This is a genomic window from Streptomyces wuyuanensis (assembly GCF_900103455.1).
Taxonomy (GTDB): Bacteria; Actinomycetota; Actinomycetes; order Streptomycetales; family Streptomycetaceae; genus Streptomyces; species Streptomyces wuyuanensis.
This window is the reverse complement of the sequence record NZ_FNHI01000002.1, coordinates 293635-312639: the sequence shown is the minus strand read 5'-3', so window position 1 is coordinate 312639 and position 19005 is coordinate 293635. Positions and strand designations below refer to the sequence as shown.

15 protein-coding genes are annotated in these 19005 nt (G+C 70.6%); 3 read left to right on the top strand and 12 right to left on the bottom strand.

Annotated elements, in window-relative coordinates; genetic code table 11:
- Positions 1-21: 21 nt before the first annotated feature.
- Entirely contained in the window at positions 22-216 is a 195-nt protein-coding gene (locus tag BLT82_RS04485) for a DUF2304 family protein (protein WP_093652482.1), read from the bottom strand.
- A gap of 200 nt (positions 217-416) precedes the next feature.
- Here BLT82_RS04485 and BLT82_RS04480 point away from each other — a divergent pair, with 200 nt between their 5' ends.
- On the top strand, positions 417-2546 hold the full coding sequence (locus BLT82_RS04480; RefSeq protein ID WP_093652481.1) for a S9 family peptidase: 2130 nt from the start codon (positions 417-419) through the stop codon (positions 2544-2546).
- A 90-nt stretch (positions 2547-2636) separates the two neighbouring features.
- Here BLT82_RS04480 and BLT82_RS04475 read toward each other — a convergent pair whose 3' ends face one another.
- The gene (locus BLT82_RS04475; protein ID WP_093652480.1) at positions 2637-3797 is read right to left on the bottom strand and encodes a hypothetical protein; all 1161 of its coding nucleotides are present in this window, start codon (positions 3795-3797) and stop codon (positions 2637-2639) included.
- A 291-nt stretch (positions 3798-4088) separates the two neighbouring features.
- Positions 4089-4832 carry a siderophore-interacting protein gene (locus BLT82_RS04470; protein ID WP_093652479.1) on the bottom strand — a complete coding sequence of 248 codons (744 nt, stop codon included), beginning with the start codon at positions 4830-4832 and terminating at the stop codon, positions 4089-4091.
- Between the two features lie 79 nt (positions 4833-4911).
- Between BLT82_RS04470 and BLT82_RS04465 the strand changes: the two genes are divergently transcribed.
- Complete coding sequence (locus tag BLT82_RS04465) at positions 4912-7005, top strand: penicillin acylase family protein (protein WP_093652478.1); 2094 nt, start codon at positions 4912-4914, stop codon at positions 7003-7005.
- A complete protein-coding gene (locus tag BLT82_RS04460; RefSeq protein ID WP_093652477.1) occupies positions 6995-7615 on the top strand; it encodes a GNAT family N-acetyltransferase in 621 nt (206 codons plus the stop codon). Before BLT82_RS04465 ends, BLT82_RS04460 begins: the two co-directional genes overlap by 11 nt.
- A 231-nt stretch (positions 7616-7846) precedes the next feature.
- Here the strand turns inward: BLT82_RS04460 and BLT82_RS04455 are convergent, their stop codons facing one another.
- From BLT82_RS04455 to BLT82_RS04415, 9 genes are all read right to left on the bottom strand, one after another.
- Positions 7847-8914, bottom strand: coding sequence for an ABC transporter ATP-binding protein (locus BLT82_RS04455; RefSeq protein ID WP_093652476.1), 1068 nt, complete (start codon positions 8912-8914; stop codon positions 7847-7849).
- On the bottom strand, positions 8907-9956 hold the full coding sequence (locus BLT82_RS04450; RefSeq protein WP_244291830.1) for an ABC transporter ATP-binding protein: 1050 nt from the start codon (positions 9954-9956) through the stop codon (positions 8907-8909). The genes BLT82_RS04455 and BLT82_RS04450 overlap by 8 nt, the downstream gene beginning before the upstream one ends.
- A gap of 11 nt (positions 9957-9967) precedes the next feature.
- Complete coding sequence (locus tag BLT82_RS04445) at positions 9968-10948, bottom strand: ABC transporter permease (protein WP_093652475.1); 981 nt, start codon at positions 10946-10948, stop codon at positions 9968-9970.
- Complete coding sequence (locus BLT82_RS04440; protein ID WP_093652474.1) at positions 10941-11864, bottom strand: ABC transporter permease; 924 nt, start codon at positions 11862-11864, stop codon at positions 10941-10943. The genes BLT82_RS04445 and BLT82_RS04440 overlap by 8 nt, the downstream gene beginning before the upstream one ends.
- Positions 11865-11894: 30 nt before the next feature.
- On the bottom strand, positions 11895-13520 hold the full coding sequence (locus BLT82_RS04435; protein WP_093652473.1) for a peptide ABC transporter substrate-binding protein: 1626 nt from the start codon (positions 13518-13520) through the stop codon (positions 11895-11897).
- 347 nt (positions 13521-13867) lie between these two features.
- Positions 13868-14986 (bottom strand): ABC transporter ATP-binding protein, encoded by a 1119-nt coding sequence (locus tag BLT82_RS04430; protein WP_093652472.1) that lies wholly within the window; start codon positions 14984-14986, stop codon positions 13868-13870.
- A gap of 14 nt (positions 14987-15000) precedes the next feature.
- Complete coding sequence (locus BLT82_RS04425) at positions 15001-16062, bottom strand: ABC transporter ATP-binding protein (RefSeq protein ID WP_093652471.1); 1062 nt, start codon at positions 16060-16062, stop codon at positions 15001-15003.
- Between the two features lie 10 nt (positions 16063-16072).
- Positions 16073-17050: an ABC transporter permease gene (locus BLT82_RS04420; RefSeq protein ID WP_093652470.1), complete on the bottom strand. Its 978-nt coding sequence runs from the start codon at positions 17048-17050 to the stop codon at positions 16073-16075.
- Between the two features lie 107 nt (positions 17051-17157).
- Entirely contained in the window at positions 17158-18954 is a 1797-nt protein-coding gene (locus BLT82_RS04415; protein ID WP_093652469.1) for an ABC transporter substrate-binding protein, read from the bottom strand.
- Positions 18955-19005 lie beyond the last annotated feature (51 nt).

The window sequence follows — 19005 nt, the reverse complement described above, 5'->3', positions numbered from 1 at the left end:
CCCAGCCTACGAGGCACCGCACTAGAACTTGAGCCCGCCGATCATGCCCGCCACGTTCGTCGTCAGTTCGGTGATGGTGGGCGCGATCGAGGAGCTGGCGAGGTAGAACCCGAGGAGCATGCAAACCGCCGCATGTCCGGCCTTAAGTCCGGATTTCCGGACCAGCAGGAAGACGACGATCGCCAGCAGCACCACCGCCGAAATCGAGAGTGCCACGGCGGTTCACCTCCACAGATATTCGGTCGGGAACGGTCAGCATGCATGTGCCGGAAGGTTCCTACCCACCTAGCGCTACGGATCATAACTATCCGTTCGGCCGCATCGATCGGTGCACGGCAGCACACGGGGGCGCACGGTCCGGGCCGCCGTGTGCACGTCCACGGAAAACGGCGGACCGCTCGGCTAGGTTCGGTCGCATGACCTCGAAGCAGCAGCTCTCCTTCCCTCGCCAGTACGCCAGGACGCAGCGCTTCACCCTCGGCGCACCCCGCGCGTTCACCGTGGCGCCGGACGGGTCCAGGGTGGTCTTCCTCAGGTCCCCTTCGGGGACGGACCGCTCCCACCGGCTCTGGGTGCTGGACCTCGAGGGCGAGGTGCGCGAGCGGGTGGCCGCCGACCCCGGGGTGCTGCTGGGCGGCGAGGACGAGGAGTTGTCGCCGGAGGAGCGCTCTCGGCGGGAGCGCAGTCGCGAGGGGTCCGGGGGCATCGTCGCCTACGCGGTGGACCGGGAGGCGGAGTTGGCCTCCTTCGCCCTGTCCGGGCGGCTGTTCACGGCGGAGCTGCGGGCCGGCACGGCGCGTGAACTGCCCGTCGCCGGGCCGGTGATCGACCCGCGGCCGTCGCCGGACGGGCGTCTCGTGGCCTACGCGGCGGGCGGCGCGCTGCGCGTCGTCGGCGCGGAGGGCGAGGGGGACCGGGCGCTCGCCGAGCCGGACGACGAGCACACGTCGTACGGAGTGGCGGAGTTCGTCGCGGCCGAGGAGATGGGCCGTTCACGCGGCTTCTGGTGGTCGCCCGGGTCGGACCGGCTGCTGGTGGCGCGGGTGGACGACTCCCCCGTGCGGCGCTGGTGGACCGCGGACCCGGCGCATCCGGACCGGGAGCCGGCGCAGGCGGCGTACCCCTCGGCCGGGACGCCGAACGCCGAGGTGGGGCTGCTGCTCGTCGGGCTCGACGGTGCGCGCACCGAGGTGGTCTGGGACCGGGCGCGGTATCCGTACCTGGCGCGGGTGCACTGGTCGTCGGCCGGCGCGCCGCTGCTGCTCGTGCAGACCCGGGACCAGCGCACGGCGCTGCATCTCGCCGTGGACACGGAGAGCGGCGCCACGCGCACGGTGCACGTCGACGAGGACCCGGCGTGGGTCGAGTTGTCCGCCGGGGTGCCTGCATGGGCGCCGGACGGGCGGCTGGTGCGGATCGCGGACGAGGGCGGGGCCCGGGTGCTGGCGATGGGCGACCGGCTGCTGACGGGGCCGCAGTTGCACGTCAGGGCGGTACTGGACATCGGCGAATCGGACGTACTGGTCTCGGCGTCGGCCGGCGAGACGGCGGCGGATCCGGAAGTCGGCGAGATCCATGTGTACCGGGTCGACGAGCGGGGGGCCGTGCGGGTCTCGGAGGGCGCGGGGGTGCACGGGGCGGTGCGTTCGGGGGCGGTGACGGTGCTGGCATCGGCGCGGCCCGGGATGGCGGCCGGCTCGGTGGTCCAGGTGCTGAGGGAGGGCAAACCGGTCACCACGATCACTTCATACGCGGAGGAGCCGGTCATTTCCTCCCGCGCACAGCTCCTCGAAGGGGGCGCACGGCGAATTCCGTGCGCCGTGCTGCTTCCGCACAACTATCAGGAATCGGACGGTCCACTTCCGGTTCTGCTGGATCCCTATGCCGGGCCGCACGGCCAGCGGGTGGTCGCCGCTCACCATCCGCACCTCACCTCCCAGTGGTTCGCCGACCAGGGCTTCGGCGTGGTCGTCGCGGACGGACGCGGCTCCCCCGGCCGCTCCCCCGGCTGGGAGAAGGCGATCAAGGGCGATCTGCTGGTCACTCTGGAGGACCAGATCGAGGCGCTGCACGCGATGGCCGACCGGTTCCCGCTCGACCTCGGCCGTGTGGCCGTCCGGGGCTGGTCCTACGGCGGCTATCTCGCGGCGCTCGCGGTACTGCGCCGGCCGGACGTCTTCCACGCGGCGGTCGCCGGCGCCCCGGTCACCGACTGGCGGCTGTACGACACCCACTACACGGAGCGCTACCTCGGCCTCCCGGAGGAGCGGCCCGAGTCGTACGCGGCCAACTCCCTCGTCACGGACGACGGACTCACCGATCCTGCCGAGCCCGCCCGGCCGTTGATGATCATCCATGGGATGGTGGACGACAATGTGGTGGTGGCACACAGCCTGCGACTGTCCTCGGCATTGCTCGCCGCAGGACGCCCCCATGAACTGCTCCCGCTGACCGGCGTCACACACATGACGCCCCAGGAGCAGGTGGCGGAGAACCTCCTGCTGCTCCAGGTGGAGTTCCTGAAGCGCGCTCTCGGCATGGCCTGAGCCGCCGGTCCGGTGCCGCCGGCCGCCGCGGTCGGCAGAGGGACGGCCGAACGGCGGGTCCGGTGGGGCGGTGTTCGGGCGCCCCGGGGTTCACCGGCCCGGCGGCGATGAGGGCGGCGGCCCGAGGCCGGCGCCCCCTGCACCGAGGTCGTGAGGCCCCCCATCCCGGTGCCCAGTTACCTCGGCCCCGGGCCGGCCAGTCCCCCGCTCCCGGTCCCAGAACCCGGGGCGGAGCCGCTCCGCGACCGACGGCCCCGCCGCTGCGTCCCCGCGCGCCAGGACACCGAGCGTGATTACGCCCGCGGCGAGTTCGAAGACCCAGCTGCCGACGGTGAGCCGGTCCACGGCCGGCAGCGCGCCGAAGTGGTCGAGCAGGTCCAGGCGCACGGACAGCGCGATGCCCGAGATGCCGCTCGCCGTCAGCAGTCCGGCGGCGGCCAGCCCCAGCGGCCGGGCGACGGACGCCCGGAAGAGCACGCCCCCCGCGGCGGTGAGCGAGAGCGCCACGACGGCCGTGTTGAGCCAGCCCGGCGGTGCGCCCAGCAGCGGCAGCAGCAGATCGGCCCGGCCGGTGAAGCGCCCCGCGTAGGAACTTCCGGGGAGTTGGGCCGTCCAGTACAGCTCCCACGCCGCCCGGACCGCCGCGGCGGCGGTGAGCAGCACGAAGGCGGTGAGCAGGGCCCCTCGGCGCGGGCGCGCAGCCCCCGCCGCGGGCGGCCCGCCGCCGTGCGGGGCCGTGCCGTACGAGGACCTCTGGTGCGGGGCCGTACCGTACGGCGCCGTGCCGTGCTCAGCCGCGCGGTACGGGGCATCGGCGGGCCGCCGCCCGGCCGCCACCGTGATGATCAGCCCCACGGCGACGGCGAGTGCGGTGAAGACGGACACGAGCGCCCGGCCGCGCAGTTCACCGGTCGCCCTGAGGTCCATCCAGTGCGCGCTGAGCAGCCACAGCCCCGGCAGCCGCACGGCGAGCGTGACGACGGCGGCGGCGACCAGCGCCCCCGCTGCGACCCGCGAACGCCCCGCGGCGAAGCCCGCCACGGCGTAGCCGACGAGCAGCAGCGGATCGTGGAGTGTGGTGGTGAGCTGCCGTGCGGAGAGCAGCGTGCGGCCGTCGCCTGCCCAGAACCACCAGAGGGCGGCGGGACCGTCGGCCGCGCGGAGATCACGGACGATCCAGGAGGCGGTGATCGCCGCCAGTGCGGCGCACAGCGCAAAGCCCGTGGCCCTGGATCCCCGCGTCAGTGTCACGGGAGCGATGTTCCACGGCTCCCGCCGGGCGGACAAGGGCCCTCCCACGGCCCGCACGGCGCGCCCGCCGAACCGTGGCCCCGCGGGACGACCGGTCCGGTGGCCCCCAGTACGGCCGACCCGCGGCCCGGGAGGTCGACCGGCCGGGGCAGGGCGCACGACCGGCCGGGGCAGGATGCGCCCCGGCCGGTCTACGGCACCCGCACGGCCGTACGCAGTTCAGCGTGACGCGTCCGTATATCGGTGCGGCTTCGGTCAAGTTGCCTGGATGTTAAAGAAATTGATGGTCACTTATCGTGTTTTGGGGCTCTCCGGCCGCCAGTACCCGAGCGCGCTGACCCGGTCCTTGGGCAGGCCGAGCTCCTTGCGGAGGTACGCGGTGAGGGTCCGGGTCGTCGCCGTGTCGCAGGCGATCCAGACGAAGGCGTCCGACCGGTCGTCGCCGAGCAGTCCGGGCAGCGCGGCCTTGACCTCCGCCACGAGGGCGGCCCCGCCGTCCTGTCGCGGCACCCGCCGCAGCTCGTGGTGGTCGGCGCCGGCCCGGAGGGGCAGCTCGGCGTCGGACTCGTGCTGGGTCTCGAACCATATGGTGGCGGGCACCTCGGGCATGGCGTCGAGCAGGGAGTTGACGGCGGGCAGCGAGGCCGGGTCTCCGATCACGAACAGCCGCGGGGGCAGCGGGTCGGGCACGGTGAACCCGGTGCCCTGCAGAGTGGCGTCGATCCTGTCGCCGGGCTTGGCGTTGCGCGCCCACTCGCTGGCGCGGCCGTCGTGCAGCGCGAACTCCATGCTGAACGTGCCCGCGGCCGGATCGGGGTCGACGAGGGTGTAGGCCCGCTGGTGCGGCTTGCCCGCGTCGTCGAACCAGAGGCGCACCCACATCGTGGGGTGCACTCCGGTGGCCGCCAGCATGCCGCCGTCGGTCAGGTGCACCCGGCGGTAGTGGTCGGTGACCTGCTCCGCCCCCGTCACCGTGAACTCGAAGTCCTTGCCCCGGAACAGCTTGAGGACCACGCCCTCCCAGCCATGCCCCACCGCTGTCTCCTCCCCATGCGCCCAGTAAGGTTAGGTCAGCCTAACCTAAAGGCTTGTCCAGCAGGAGAGTGGGGACAGTGTGACGACCGAGGTCTACCGGGATGCCTGGGGCATCCCGCATCTGCGCGCCTCCAGCGCCCTGGAACTGGCCCGCGCCCAGGGGCGGAACGCCGCCACCGACCGGGCCTGGCAGATCGAGGTCGAACGGCACCGGGTGCGGGGCACGACGGCCGCCTTCCTGGGCGCGGACGCCGTCGCCTGGGACCGGTTCGCCCGGCAGTCCCGGCTCGAGGACACGGCCCGGCGCTGCCACGCGGCACTGGACGCCGACACGGCGGCCTGGGTGGGTGCCTATGCGGAGGGGGTCAACGACGGCCTCGCCGAAGGCGCCGGGAACGCGCCCGAGTTCGCCGCCACCGGCCTCGAACCCGGCCGCTGGGAGCCCTGGGTGCCCCTCGGCATCTGGATCGCCACCCACATCCTGTTCGCCGGCTTCCCGACCAAGCTGTGGCGGGAGGAGGTGGCGCGACGGCTCGGCGACGACCTGATCACGCTGTTCGCCACGGACGGTCCCGGCACCTCGGGCAGCAACGGCTGGCTCGTCGCCGGCGGGCGGACGGAGACCGGAGCGCCGCTGATCGCCGGCGACCCGCACCGCTTCATCGAGGACCCGGGTGTCTACCAGCAGATCCATCTGGTGTGCCCGGGCGTCGACGTCGTCGGACTCGCCGTGCCCGGCGTCCCCGGACTCGCCCACTTCGGCCACACCGGCTCCGTGGCCTGGGCCATCACCAACGCCATGTCCGACTACCAGGACCTGTACCGCGAGCGCCTCCGGCGCACCGGCGACCGGATCGAGGCGGAGGGCCCCGACGGCTGGGGCCCCGCCACCCACCACCGGGAGACGATCGAGGTGGCGGGCGGCGACCCGGTCACCGTCGACGTGATCGAGACCGGCCGCGGCCCGGTGATCGCCGGGGACGCCCCGGCGGCGGACGGAATCGGCACGGGGTCGGAGGCCATCAGCCTCCGCTACCCGCCCCGGGTCACCGCGGCCCTCGGCTTCGAGGCGATCCCCGCGCTCCTGCGTGCCCGTACCGTCGGCGACGTGGACCGGGCCTTCGACCAGTGGGCGGAACCGGTCAACGTCGTGCACGCCGCGGACACCGAGGGCGGGCTGCTGCACCGGGTCGCCGGAAGCGTACCGGTGCGGCACGAGGACAACCGGCTGCGGGTCGTGCCCGCCTGGGAGCACGGGCACGACTGGCAGGGGTGGCACGAGACGCCCCGAGCCGAGGTCGGGGACATCGCCGTGATGGCCAACGCCCGTGGCATCGCGACCCCCCTGGGAGTGGAGTTCGCACCTCCGCACCGGGCCGACCGGATCGCCGCGCTGCTGCGGGAGTCGAAGAGCTGGACGGCGCCCGGGATGGCGGCCGTCCACACCGACACCTGGCTGGCGTCCGCCGCCCCCCTGCTGGAGCTGGTGGCCGCCCTGGACGAGGACCGGCTCTCCCCCGGCGCCTCGGAGCTCCGGTCCCGGCTGCTTGCGTGGGACCGCCGGATGGAGGCCGGCAGCTCCGACGCCGCGCTGTTCGCCGCCGTCCGCTCGGCTGTCGTGCGCCGGCTCGCGGCCCACCCCGAACTGGAGCCGCTGAGCCGCCCGTTCGGCTACCCCGAGGTTTTCCTGCCCTGGCTCTACCTGCCGGCGAAGATCGGATACGCCCTGGAGACCCTGCTCACGACCGACCGGCTGCCCGGGATCGACCGCGCGGCGCTCGTCCGTGCCGCCGTCGACGAGGTCGCCGAGGCCGGCGGGCCGGAGACCACCTGGGGCGAGCGCCACCGGCTCGCGCCCTGGCAGGCCCTGCCCGCTCCCGACGGCGAGGAGTGGCCCGGACTGCCCGGCGACCACGACTGCGTGCTGGCCACCTCCAGCGTCCCGGGCGTCACGGACCTGAGTGCGCGCGGGCCCTCCGCCCGCTATGTCTGGGACCTCGCCCGGCGCGAGGACAGCCTCTGGGTGGTCCCGCTGGGCGCCCGGGGCATCCCGGGCGCCGCCCACCACCGCGACCAGCTGCCGCTGTGGCTGCGCGGCGAATTCGTCCCCGTCGTCACCGACTTCGACCTGCTCACCCCCGAGCACCGCACCGAGGAGAGACATGACCACTGAGGCCTCCGCCAGATCGGACGGCGCCGAGGCGCTGTACCGGGAGACCGTCGACGGAGTGGGTACCGTGCACGTGCGGCGCCTCGACCCGGCACGGGACGCGGACGTCGTCCACTCCTGGGTCAGCGAGGAGAGGGCCCGCTTCTGGGGCATGCGCGAGACGAGCCGCGAAGAGGTGCGGGAGATCTACGAGCACCTGGATTCGCTCACCACGCACCACGCCTTCCTGATCGTCCTCGGCGACGAGCCCGTGATGCTCTTCCAGACCTACGAGCCGGAAGCCGACCGGGTCAGCGAGTGCTACGAGGTCGAACCCGGCGACATCGGCGTCCACCTGATGATCGGCCCGGCGAAGGGAAAGCAGCGGCCCGGATTCACCGCCGCCATGCTCAGGGTGCTCGTCGGTCATGTGCTTGCCGACCCGCAGGTGCGGCGGATCGTCGCCGAGCCGGACGTCCGCAACGGCAGGGCCATCGACCGGCTGCGGCGCACCGGTTTCGAACTCGGCCCGGAGATCGTGCTTCCGGAGGTCGACCTGCCCGAGGTGTTCCTCCCGGAGAAGAAGGCCCGGCTGGCCATCATGCGCCGGGAGACGGCCGAGGCCCTGAGGTAGGTCCGCCGGCGCCCGCCCCGCGCCTTCCGGGGCGGGGCCGTCAGTCCTCCGCCGGCCGCCGGGGCGTGTCGTGAAGGTCCCTCCCGGCCCGCGACGCCTGGCACGCTCGCCGCGTTGTCGGAGTCATCCAAGTACGTCCAGTACGAGGATGATCCTCCGTCTTGCCATCGCACGCACCAGACGCCGCAGACCCCGCCCTGCGGGCGGACGGAGCCGTTTTCACAACGGGCTTCAGTCGGACGGCACCACGCACCTCTCCTCGGCGAAGTGACACGCCGAGTCGTGCCGGGCGGGACCCACCGCCTCCCGGAACCGCTCCGGCACCGCCAGCTCCGGCTCCTCCCGCGCGCACCGCTCCTGCGCCTTCCAGCAGCGCGTACGGAACCGGCAGCCGGACGGGACGTTCGTCGGCGAGGGCACATCGCCGGAGAGGATGATGCGCCCGCCGTTCCCGCCGGCGGCCGCGCGCCGCTCGCGGACCGAGGGGTCGGGCACCGGCACGGCCGACAGCAGGGCCTGGGTGTACGGGTGCGTGGGGTGGTCGTAGATCTCGGCGTCCCTGCCGGTCTCCACGATGCGCCCGAGGTACATCACCGCGACCCGGTCCGAGATGTGCCGGACGATCGACAAGTCGTGGGCGATGAACACGTAGCTGAGGCCGAACTCGCCCTGCAGCCGCTCCAGCAGATTGACGACCTGCGCCTGGACGGACACGTCGAGGGCGGACACGGGTTCGTCCGCGACGATGACCTCCGGCCGCAGTGCCAGGCCCCGCGCGATGCCGATGCGCTGGCGCTGGCCCCCGGAGAACTGGTGCGGGTAGCGGTTGACGTACTCGGGGTCGAGACCGACGACGTCCAGCAGTTCCCTGACCCGGCGCCGCCGGTCGCCCTTCGGCGCCGCCTCGGGATGGATCTCGTACGGCTCCCCGACGATGTCGCCGACGGTCATCCGGGGGTTCAGCGAGGTGTACGGGTCCTGGAACACCATCTGGATGTTGCGCCGCACGGCCTTGAGCGCCCGCGCCGACAGCCGGGTGATGTCCTCGCCCTTGTAGCGGATGGACCCGCGGGTCGGCCTCTCCAGGTTGACCAGCAGCTTCGCGAGGGTGGACTTCCCGCAGCCGGACTCGCCCACGACGCCGAGCGTCTCGCCGGCGAACAGGTCGAGGTCGACTCCGTCGACCGCCCTGACCGCCCCCACCTGCTTCCTGATCACGACGCCCCGGGTGAGCGGATAGTGCTTGTACAGGCCGCGCACCTCGATGATCGGCTCGGTCGGCCGGGTCGGCTCAGCCACGGAGGCACTCCCTCCAGAAGAAGCAGGCGCTCCCGCGGTCGCGGCTCACCTCGGACAGGTCCGGCTCGTCGGTCCGGCACACGTCCCGGGCCATCGGACAGCGCGGATGGAAGGCGCAGCCGGACGGGACGGCCGTCAGGTTCGGCGGCAGGCCCTTGATGGCGTACAGCTCCTGCCCCTTGCGGTCCAGGCGGGGGATCGAGTCGAGCAGTCCGCGGGTGTACGGATGGGCCGGGGCCTTGTAGAGGTCGTGGACCGGGGCGGTCTCGACGATCCGGCCCGCGTACATCACGGCGATCCGGTCCGCGACGTCCGCGACGACACCGAGGTCGTGGGTGATGAGCACGAGCCCCATGCCGAGTTCGCGGCGGAGTTCGGCGAGGAGGTCCATCACCTGCGCCTGCACGGTCACGTCCAGGGCGGTCGTGGGCTCGTCGGCGATGATCAGGTCCGGTTCCAGGGCCAACGCCATCGCGATCATGATGCGCTGGCGCATTCCGCCGCTGAACTGGTGCGGGTACTGGCCGACCCGCTCCGCGGCGGCCGGGATCCGGACCCGGTCCATCAGCTCGACGGCCTTCGCCCGGGCGTCCTTCCGCGACATGCCCCGGTGCACGGTGAACATCTCGCCGAGCTGGTCGCCGACGGTCAGCACCGGGTTCAGCGAGGACAGCGCGTCCTGGAAGACCATGGCCATGCCGGCACCGCGGATCCTGCGGCGTTCGCCCTCCTTCAGTTTCAGCAGGTCCCGACCCCGGAAGAGGATCTCCCCGCCGGTGATCCGGCCGGGCGGGGTGTCGAGGATGCCCATGACGGCCTGGGCGGTGACGGACTTACCGGACCCGGACTCGCCGAGCACGGCGAGGGTCTCGCCCGCGGCGACGGACCAGGAGACGCCGTCGACGGCCTTCGCGACCCCGTCCCGGGTACGGAACTCCACGCGCAGGTCCCGCACTTCGAGCAGCGTGCCGGGGCCGGCCGGCGGGATGCCGGGCGCCCGCTCCCGCGTACCGGGGCCGTCGGGCGGAGTGTCGGGGCTCATGGCGGTGCTCCTCAGCGCAGCTTGGGGTCGAGGGCGTCACGCACCGCGTCGCCGAGCATGATGAACGCGAGCACGGTGACGGCGAGCGCGCCGGCCGGCCAGAGCAGCATGTGCGGGGCGTTGCGGATGTAGGGCGACGCGGCGGAGATGTCGATGCCCCAGGAGACCGTGGGCGGTCGCAGCCCGACGCCGAGGTACGACAGGGTCGCCTCCAGCGAGATGTACGTCCCGAGCGCGATGGTGGCCACGACGATCACCGGCGCGACGGCGTTCGGCATGACGTGCCTCAGCAGCAGCCGCGCCGACGAGGCGCCGAGGGCCCGGGCGGCCTGCACGTAGTCGTTCTGCTTGACGGAGATGACCGAACCGCGCGCGATGCGGGAGATCTGCGGCCAGCCCAGCAGCACCATGAAGCCGATCACCGGCCAGACGGTGTTGCTGGTGACGACGGACAGCAGCACCAGTCCGCCGAGGACGACCGGGATGGCGAAGAAGACATCGGTGAGCCGGGACAGCAGCGCGTCCGGCGCCCGGCCGAAGAACCCGGCGAGGCCGCCGAGGACGGACCCGAGGAGGGCCACGCCGAGGGTGGCGCAGACGCCGACGGTCACCGATGTGCGCGCCCCGTAGACGGTCCGGGTGTAGACGTCGCAGCCCTGGCCGTCGAAGCCGAAGGGATGGCCGGGCTGGGAGCCCTGCTGGGCCTTGGCGAGATCGCAGTCGAGCGGGTTGCCGGAGGCGATCAGCTGCGGCCAGATCGAGATGGCCACCAGGAAGAGGATGACGAGCGACGCGATCACGAAGACGGGGTTGCGGCGCAGGTCGTGCCAGGCGTCGGACCAGAGGCTGCGCGGTCTGCCCGCGGGGCCCGGTCCGGGCGGAGCCGCGGGTGCCTTCTCCAGCGTCTCGCCCTCGGCCGTGGCGAGGTCCATGGCGCCGCCGCCACCGGTCGGTGCGATGGCCCGCCCGTCGTCGTACTGGGCCTCAGGCATAGCGGATCCTCGGGTCGAGTACGGCGTACAGCAGATCGACGAGCAGGTTCACCAGCAGGAACACCAGCACCAGCACCGTCACGAAGCCGACGACGGTCTGGGTGTTCTGGCGGAGGATGCCCTGGTAGAGCTGGTAGCCGACGCCGTGGATGTTGAAGATCCGCTCGGTGACGATGGCCCCTCCCATCAGGGCGCCGATGTCGGCACCGATGAACGTGACCACGGGGATGAGCGAGTTGCGCAGCAGATGGTGGGTCATGACCCGGCGGCGCGGCAGCCCCTTGGCGATGGCCGTGCGGACGTAGTCGGCGCGCCGGTTCTCGGCGATGGAGGTCCTGGTGAGCCGGGTGACGTAGGCGAGGGAGACGGCGGCGAGGACGAGTCCCGGCACGATCAGCTCGCCGAGCGGGGCCTCGGAGGACACGGACGGCCGGATCCAGCCCCACTCCACCCCGAGCAGCAGTTGCAGCAGCAGTCCGGTGACGAAGGTCGGGACGGCGATCACGACCAGGGTGACCAGCAGGACGCCGGTGTCGACGGGACGCCCGCGGCGCAGCCCGGTGACCACGCCGAGGCCGATGCCGATGACGACCTCGAAGAGGATCGCCACGAGGGTGAGCCGGATGGTCACCGGGAAGGCGTCCGCCATCAGCTCGGTGACCGGCTGCCCGTTGAAGGCGGTGCCGAAGTCCCCGGTGAAGACGTTGCCCATGTAGGTCAGGTATTGCTGCCAGACGGGCTTGTCGAGGCCGAACTCCTTGCGCAGCTGGGCCGCGGTGGCCGGGTCGCACTCCCGCTCGCCGCAGAGCCCGGCGATGGGGTCGCCCATCACGTTGACCATCAGGAAGATCAGCAGCGTGGCTCCGGCGAACACCGGGATCATCTGGAGCAGACGCCGGATCACATAACGTCCCATGGAGCGCTCCTCGGGTCCGGGGCGGGTGCGTCAGCCGACGTTGATCTCTTCGTAGACGGGGACGCTGAACTGGTTCAGGGACACGTTGGAGATCCGCTCGGAGTAGCCGGCGCTGCCGTTCTGGTACCAGAGCGGGATGGCGGCCATCTGGTCCCGCACGACGCCCTCCGCCTGTTTGAAGGTCTCGATCGCCTTGGCGGGGTCGGCCTCGGCGTTGGCCTGGTCGACCAGCCGGTCGAAGTCCTTGTTGCTCCACTTGCCGTCGTTGGAGGAGGCGTTGGTGTAGTAGAGCGGCTGGAGGAAGTTCTGGATGAGCGGGTAGTCCATCTGCCAGCCGGCCCGGAAGGGGCCGCTCATCTTCGACTGAGTGATCTGGTTGCGGTAGTCGGCGAAGGTGCCGACGGGGTTGCCGACGCAGGCGCGGTCGTTGCCGAGCGCGTTGTTGATGGAGTTGCACACGGCGTCGACCCACTCCTTGTGGGAGCCGCTGTCGGCGTTGTACGTGATCTTGACCTGGCCGCCCGGGATACCACCGCCCTCGGCGATCAGCTTCCTCGCCCCGGCGGGGTCGTACGCGCACGAGTCGCCGCACAGCGCCGCGTCGAAGCCACCGTCGGGACCGAGGACCGGGGACGTCCAGTCCTTGGCGGGGGTCCGGGTCCGCTGGAAGATCCTGTCGGTGATCTGCTGCCGGTTGATCGCCATCGACAGGCCCCGGCGGACCTTCTCCTGGCCGGGCTTGTTCCAGTCCGGGTCGTAGTAGGGGAATGCGAGGGTCTGGATGATGCCGGCCGGGGTGTTGATGTACCGGCCGCCGAGGTCGGCCTCGACGTTCCTGAGCTGGGACGCCGGCACGTCGTCGACCAGGTCGAGGTTGCCCGCCGTCAGATCGGTGTAGGCGGTGTTGCTGTCGGTGTAGACCTTCAGGTCGACACCGCCGTTGCGCGCCTTGTCGTCACCCGGATAGCCGTCCCAGCGGCGCAGGGACATCTGCGAGCCCCTGGTGTAGCTGTCGACGGCGTAGGGGCCGTTGCCGACGGGGCGGGCCAGCCAGGCGTCGTGGTCGGAGAAGAAGCTGCTCGGCAGCGGTGCGAACGCCGCGTACCCGAGGGTTTCTGGCCAGGTGGAGAACTTCTGGGTGAGCTTGACGGTGAACGTCCGCTCGCCCGTCACCTTCAGGCCGGACATGGTCTGCGCGGTGGGCTGCCCGGAGGCGGGATGGACCTGGTCGTAGCCCTCGATGTAGCCGAAGAAGTAGGCGTTGCGCTGGTTGTTCTTCAGATGCGCGCCGTAGTTCCAGGCGTCGACGAAGGACTTCGCGGTCACGGGCTCGCCGTTGGAGAAGGTCCAGCCGCTCTTGACCGCAACGGTGAAGTTGACGGAGTCGGTGGTGTCGATCCGCTCGGCGAGCATGTCCTCGGCCTCGCCGGTCTTCGGGTCGTAGCGCTTCAGGCCCCGGAAGATCATGTCGAGGACCTTGCCGCCCTGGACCTCGTTGGTGTTCGCCGGTTCGAGGGGGTTCTGGGGATCCCCCCAGGAGGACGACACGATCCCGTCGGGCCCGCCGGCCGGGGCTCCGCCGCCGCCGCAGGCACCGGCCGCGAGAACGACGGCGACCGCGCAGGCGGCCCGGGTGACGTGAGCGGCTCCGCGCATGGAGTGCCTCCTCGGCGACCGGGACCTTCGTGGGGCCACTATCGCCCGAGGCGGGGACCGGTGCACTTGCACGACACCCGGGAGAACCCCGGTTGGGCCGAATGGTCGAGCGGGGGCGCGGCGGGCCGGATCCGGAATTTCCCACTCGATCGATCCGGCACCCAACCACCTGCAATCACACAGGAGTTGACGCCACGCTTGCTCACATCACTTCACCTCGAGCCGACTATGCCGCGATGGGGGACCCCCTGCCGGCGGGGAATCCGGTGGCCACCAAAAAGAACCACCCCGGCCGCCCTTCGGGGCGGCGGGGGTGGTTCCTGGTCCGGCCTTGCGCGGCCCGACCGTCAGTCGTCGGAGCCGTGCTCCTCCTCCAGCGCCGCGAGCGCCGGGTCCATGACGACGTCCTCGGTGCGGGCCTCGGTCGAAGGCTCCTCCGGGAAGTGGCAGGCCGTCAGGTGACCCTCGCGGTTCCCGGAGATCTGCACCAGCGGCGGCTCCTCGGTCGCGCACTTGTCCTGCGCCTTCCAGCAGCGGGTGCGGAAGCGGCAGCCGGACGGCGGGTTCACCGGGGAGGGCACGTCACCGGCGAGGCGGATGCGCTCCTTCTTTCCGGTGTCCACGTCGGCCTCGGGCACCGCCGAGAGCAGGGCGTGCGTGTACGGGTGACGGGGCCGGTTGTACAGCGAGTCGCGGTCCGCGACCTCCATCACCTTGCCCAGGTACATCACGGCCACGCGCTGCGAGAAGTGCCGCACGACCGCGAGGTCGTGGGCGATGAACAGGAAGGCGATGCCCAGCTCGTCCTGGACCTTCTGCAGCAGGTTGACGACCTGCGCCTGGATGGACACGTCCAGCGCGGAGACCGGCTCGTCGGCGACGATCAGCTTCGGCTCCAGGGCCAGGGCCCGGGCCACACCGATGCGCTGCCGCTGACCGCCGGAGAACTCGTGCGGGAAGCGGTTGTAGTGCTCGGGGTTGAGACCCACGGTCTCCAGCAGTTCCCGCACCCGGTTCTCACGCCCGCCGGGCGGGTTGATGCCGTTGACCTCCATCGGGCTCTTGATGATGGTGCCGACGGTCTGCCGCGGGTTCAGCGACGAGTACGGGTCCTGGAAGATCATCTGAATCTCGGACCGGACCGGCGCGAGCTGCTTGCGGTTCGCGCGGGTGATGTCCCGGCCGGCGTAGGTGATCTTTCCGGCGGTCGGCTCCATCAGCCGGGTGATCAGCCGGCCGGTCGTGGACTTGCCACAGCCGGACTCGCCCACCAGGCCGAGGGACTCACCGGCGTGCACGGTCAGGTCGACCCCGTCCACCGCCTTGACGGCACCCACCTGGCGCTTGAAGGGAAAGCCGCCGTAGATGGGGAAGTGCTTCGTCAGGCCCTCGACGGTGAGCAGCGGCTCGCCCGCGGGCTTGTCGGTGGGTCCCTGCTGCTTCGGCAGAGTGACGTTCTCGCTCATGTCTCTGCGTCTCCCTAGCCCAGCCGGGGCTTGATCTGATCGATGAATATGGTCTGCTTCTGCTCCCCCGTGAGGTGGCACGCGGCCGCGCGCCCCGCGCCCAGCGACGGCCGCTCACCCGAACACGACGCGCCGGTGACCTGGTCGGTGAAGGCGCAGCGCGGGTGGAAGGGGCAGCCGGTGGGCGGGTTCAGCAGCGAGGGCGGCGAACCCGGGATCGGCACCAGCGACTCGCCGGTGTCCCCGCCCAGACGCGGCATGGAGCTCAGCAGACCCCAGGTGTACGGGTGCTGGGGCGCCCGGAGCACCTCGCGGACGCTGCCGCGCTCCACCGCCCGTCCCGCGTACATCACGAGCAGATCGTCGGCCATGTTGGCGATGACGCCCAGGTCGTGGGTGATGAAGATGATCGCCGACCCGAACTCCTGCTGGAGGTCCTTGAGCAGGTCGAGGATCTGGGCCTGCACGGTCACGTCGAGCGCCGTGGTGGGCTCGTCCGCGATCAGCAGGTCCGGGTCGCACATCAGCGCCATGGCGATCATCGCGCGCTGGCGCATACCGCCGGAGAACTGGTGCGGGTAGTCGTTGAAGCGCAGTGCGGGCTGGGGGATGCCGACCTTGTCGAGCATCTCGATGGCCCGGGCCTTCGCCTCCTTCTTGGAGGCCCCGCGGTGCTTCATGAACGGCTCGGAGAGCTGCCGGCCCACGGTGTAGTACGGCGACAGCGCGGTGAGCGGGTCCTGGAAGATCATCGCGACCTTGTTGCCGCGGAGCTTCTCCAGCTCCCTCTCGGACGCGCCGGTCAGTTCCTGGCCGTCCAGGACGATCTCGCCGTCGATCTCGGTGGTCTTGCGGTTGTGCAGTCCGAGGACGGTCAGGTTCGTCACGGACTTGCCGGAGCCCGACTCGCCCACGATGCCGAGGGTCTTGCCCCGCTCGACGTCGAACGAGAGCCCGTCCACCGCCTTGACGATGCCGTCCTCGGTGGAGAACCGCACCCGCAGGTCGCGGACCGAGAGGAAGGCCTCCGGCCCGGTCGGGGCCGGTGTGTCTTCGGTCTTGGTCATTGTGGTCACGGTCGTTCTCCTAGGCGAGGCGCACGCGCGGGTCGATGTAGGCGTAGGCGAGGTCCACGAGGATGTTCAGGAGCAGGATGAAGAAGGCTCCGAACAGCATCACGCCCATCGTCAGCGGCAGGTCCTTGGTCAGCGACGAGTCCACCGCGAGACGGCCGATGCCCGCCAGGTCGAAGGTGAACTCGGTGACCACGGCACCCGCGAGGAGACCGCTCAGGTCCATGCCGAGGATGGTGACGATGGGGGTCAGCGAACCGCGCCAGGCGTACCGGAAGAAGACGTACCGCTGGCGCATGCCCTTGGCCCGGGCGGTGCGGACGTGCTCCTCCTGGAGCTGCTCGATCATGGTGGAGCGCGCCATACGCGTGTACTGCGCGGTGAAGATCGTGGCCATGACGGCCCAGGGGATCAGCAGGCCCAGAGCCCAGGCCGCCGGATCGTCCGAGAACGGAACGTACTTGGGGCTCTCCAGCCAGCCGGTGCTGTACACGAAGATGCCAAGGACGATCGGCCCCAGGAAGTAGATCTGGAACGAGCTGAGCACCATGGAGGCGCCGCTGACGGCCTTGTCGAGCGAGGTGCCGCGCTTCCAGGCGGCGAGCAGACCCGAGCCGAGGCCCAGGACCAGGAAGATCACCAGACCACCGACGGTCAGCGAGAGCGTCAGCGGGAAGCGGTCGATGATGGAGTCCCACACGAAGTCACCGGTGTGGAAGGAGACCCCGAGACAGGGAGCGTCACAGTGACCGACGGGGAAGTCCCGGCCGGCAACGATTCCGACCATGAAGTCCCAGAACTGCGTCCAGATCGGCTTGTCGAGGCCGAGGTTCTCGCGGATGACCGCGAGGTTCTCCGGGCTGCAGTTCTTGCCGCAGGAGAGCGCGGCGAAGTCCTGGGGGATTGTGTAGAACAGGAAGAACGTGAACGCGCCGATCAGGAACATGATCACGACGGCGCCGGTCAGCCTGCGGATGAGGAACTGAAGCATGGCGGGAAGCTGCTCTCTTCGGAAGCGGCGGGGCGGTGAGGGGTTCATGTCCCGTGGGGGTGCGCTCCGCCTGGCGCGCACCCCCACGGGTCAGCCGTGAGCCGGTGTTACGGCTGCTTCAGGTACAGGTCGTTGATGTCGATGTAGCTCGACTCGGTGCTGTACTTGGCGCCGCCGATGTTCGAACCGAACAGCTGGACCATCTTGGAGTAGTAGACCGGGACGGCCGGGTTGATCTCCTCGACGATGCGGTGGTGGGCCTCTTCCCACTTCTTGGCCGCAGCCTGCGGCTCAAGCTTCAGCGCCTCCTGGATGAGGGCGTTGACCTTGGGGTCGTTGATGTGGGAGTAGTTCGAGGCACCGTCGGAGATCAGGCCACCGTCATAGACCGGGGTGACGACCGTGGACGGGGAGGACCAGTCCTGGCCCCAGCCGGTCATGTACAGGTCGTACGGGTTCTTGATCTTGCCGATGGTCTCGTAGTACGCGGCCCGGTCGATCTCCTTGGCCTGGACGTCGAAGCCGAGCTTGGCCAGCGCGGTCTTGATGATGACCTGCTGCTTCTGGCCACGCGGGGTGTTGGAGTAGGCGTAGGTGAGCTTCGTGCCCTCCTTGACACCCGCCTCCTTCAGCAGCTCCTTGGCCTTGTCGAGGTCACCGTTGGGCTTCTTCAGCTTGCCGAACGGGTCGTAGCTCTTGTCGAAGCCCGGCAGGGTCGGGGCGAACAGACCACCGGCGACCTCACCGCCATACTTGCCACCGTCGGCCTGGACCATGGCCGCGCTCGGCATCGCGTGCGCGATGGCGTCACGGACCTTCTTGTCCTTCATGCGGTCCAGGTTGAAGGTCAGCTGCCAGACGTAGGGCTGGTAGCCCTTGACCGTACGGGCGTTCACCTTCGGGTTGGTGATCACGGCCTGCATCTGGTCCGTGTCGACCTGGTCCGAGAACTGGATGGCGTTCTTGGCGTCGCCCTGGTCGGCGATCAGACGCTTGGTCTGGTTGACCGGGTCGATGGTGGTGGTGAAGTTGTAGCCGTCCACGTACTGGTGGCGCACGGCGTCCGTCTTCGGGTCCCAGTTGGTGTTCTTCACCAGCTTGAGGGACTTGCCGGCCTTGTACTCGGCGATCTTGTACGGGCCGAGGGCCTTGGGGGCCTTGTCGTACTTCTCCTTCGTGTCCGCCTTCTGCGGAACGATGGCGTAACCGGCCATGGCCAGGGCCTGCGGCAGGTCCGGGCGCGGCTGGCTGAAGTTGAAGACGACCGTCTTGGCGTCCGGGGTCGCGAGGACCGTGTCGGGCAGGTGCTTGCCCTTGTACGGGCCGTCCGGCAGCGCCTTGCGGTAGTCGTTGCCGGAGAGCCACGACTGGACGAACGACGGGCCGTCGAAGATGTGCTTCGCGTACAGGCGCTCGATCGAGTGGCGGACGTCGGCGGACGTGATGGCGTTGCCGTCCTCGTCCTTGATGCCGTCCTTCAGGGTGAAGGTCCAGGTCTTGCCGCCGTTGGAGGACTTGCCGGAGTCGGTGGCGATGTCACCGACGACGGTCAGGTTGCCCTTGTCGTCCTCCTGGTAGTTGGTCAGACCGCGGTGGATCAGGTTGGCGAACTGGCCGGCGTCGCTGACGTAGATCTGACCCGGGTCCATGTGGGTCATGTCCGACTGGGCGTAGACGTTGATGGTGCCGCCGGGCTTGGCACCCGGGACCTCGGCAGCCGGGCCGTTGGAGGCGGCAGCGTCACCGTAGGCAACCGGCTTCGACTGGGCCGAGGCGTCAGCCTGGGACTTCGACTCGTCCTTGGCGTTCTTGCCGCTGTTGCCGGAGCAAGCGGTCAGCGCCAGCGAGCCGGCCGCCATCGCGACGACTACAGCGCGTGCGGAGCGCGATCGAATGGCATTCATGATGCTCGTTGCACCTACCTGTCGGTTGTTATCCAGAAGAGCTGCCTGGCC

Coding starts and splice junctions, on each gene's coding strand:
- BLT82_RS04480 (WP_093652481.1), top strand. CDS start 417: ATGACCTCGAAGCAGCAGCTCTCCTTCCCTCGCCAGTACGCCAGGACG.
- BLT82_RS04460 (WP_093652477.1), top strand. CDS start 6,995: ATGACCACTGAGGCCTCCGCCAGATCGGACGGCGCCGAGGCGCTGTAC.
- BLT82_RS04450 (WP_244291830.1), bottom strand. CDS start 9,956: ATGAGCCCCGACACTCCGCCCGACGGCCCCGGTACGCGGGAGCGGGCG.
- BLT82_RS04445 (WP_093652475.1), bottom strand. CDS start 10,948: ATGCCTGAGGCCCAGTACGACGACGGGCGGGCCATCGCACCGACCGGT.
- BLT82_RS04440 (WP_093652474.1), bottom strand. CDS start 11,864: ATGGGACGTTATGTGATCCGGCGTCTGCTCCAGATGATCCCGGTGTTC.
- BLT82_RS04435 (WP_093652473.1), bottom strand. CDS start 13,520: ATGCGCGGAGCCGCTCACGTCACCCGGGCCGCCTGCGCGGTCGCCGTC.
- BLT82_RS04430 (WP_093652472.1), bottom strand. CDS start 14,986: ATGAGCGAGAACGTCACTCTGCCGAAGCAGCAGGGACCCACCGACAAG.
- BLT82_RS04420 (WP_093652470.1), bottom strand. CDS start 17,050: ATGCTTCAGTTCCTCATCCGCAGGCTGACCGGCGCCGTCGTGATCATG.
- BLT82_RS04415 (WP_093652469.1), bottom strand. CDS start 18,954: ATGAATGCCATTCGATCGCGCTCCGCACGCGCTGTAGTCGTCGCGATG.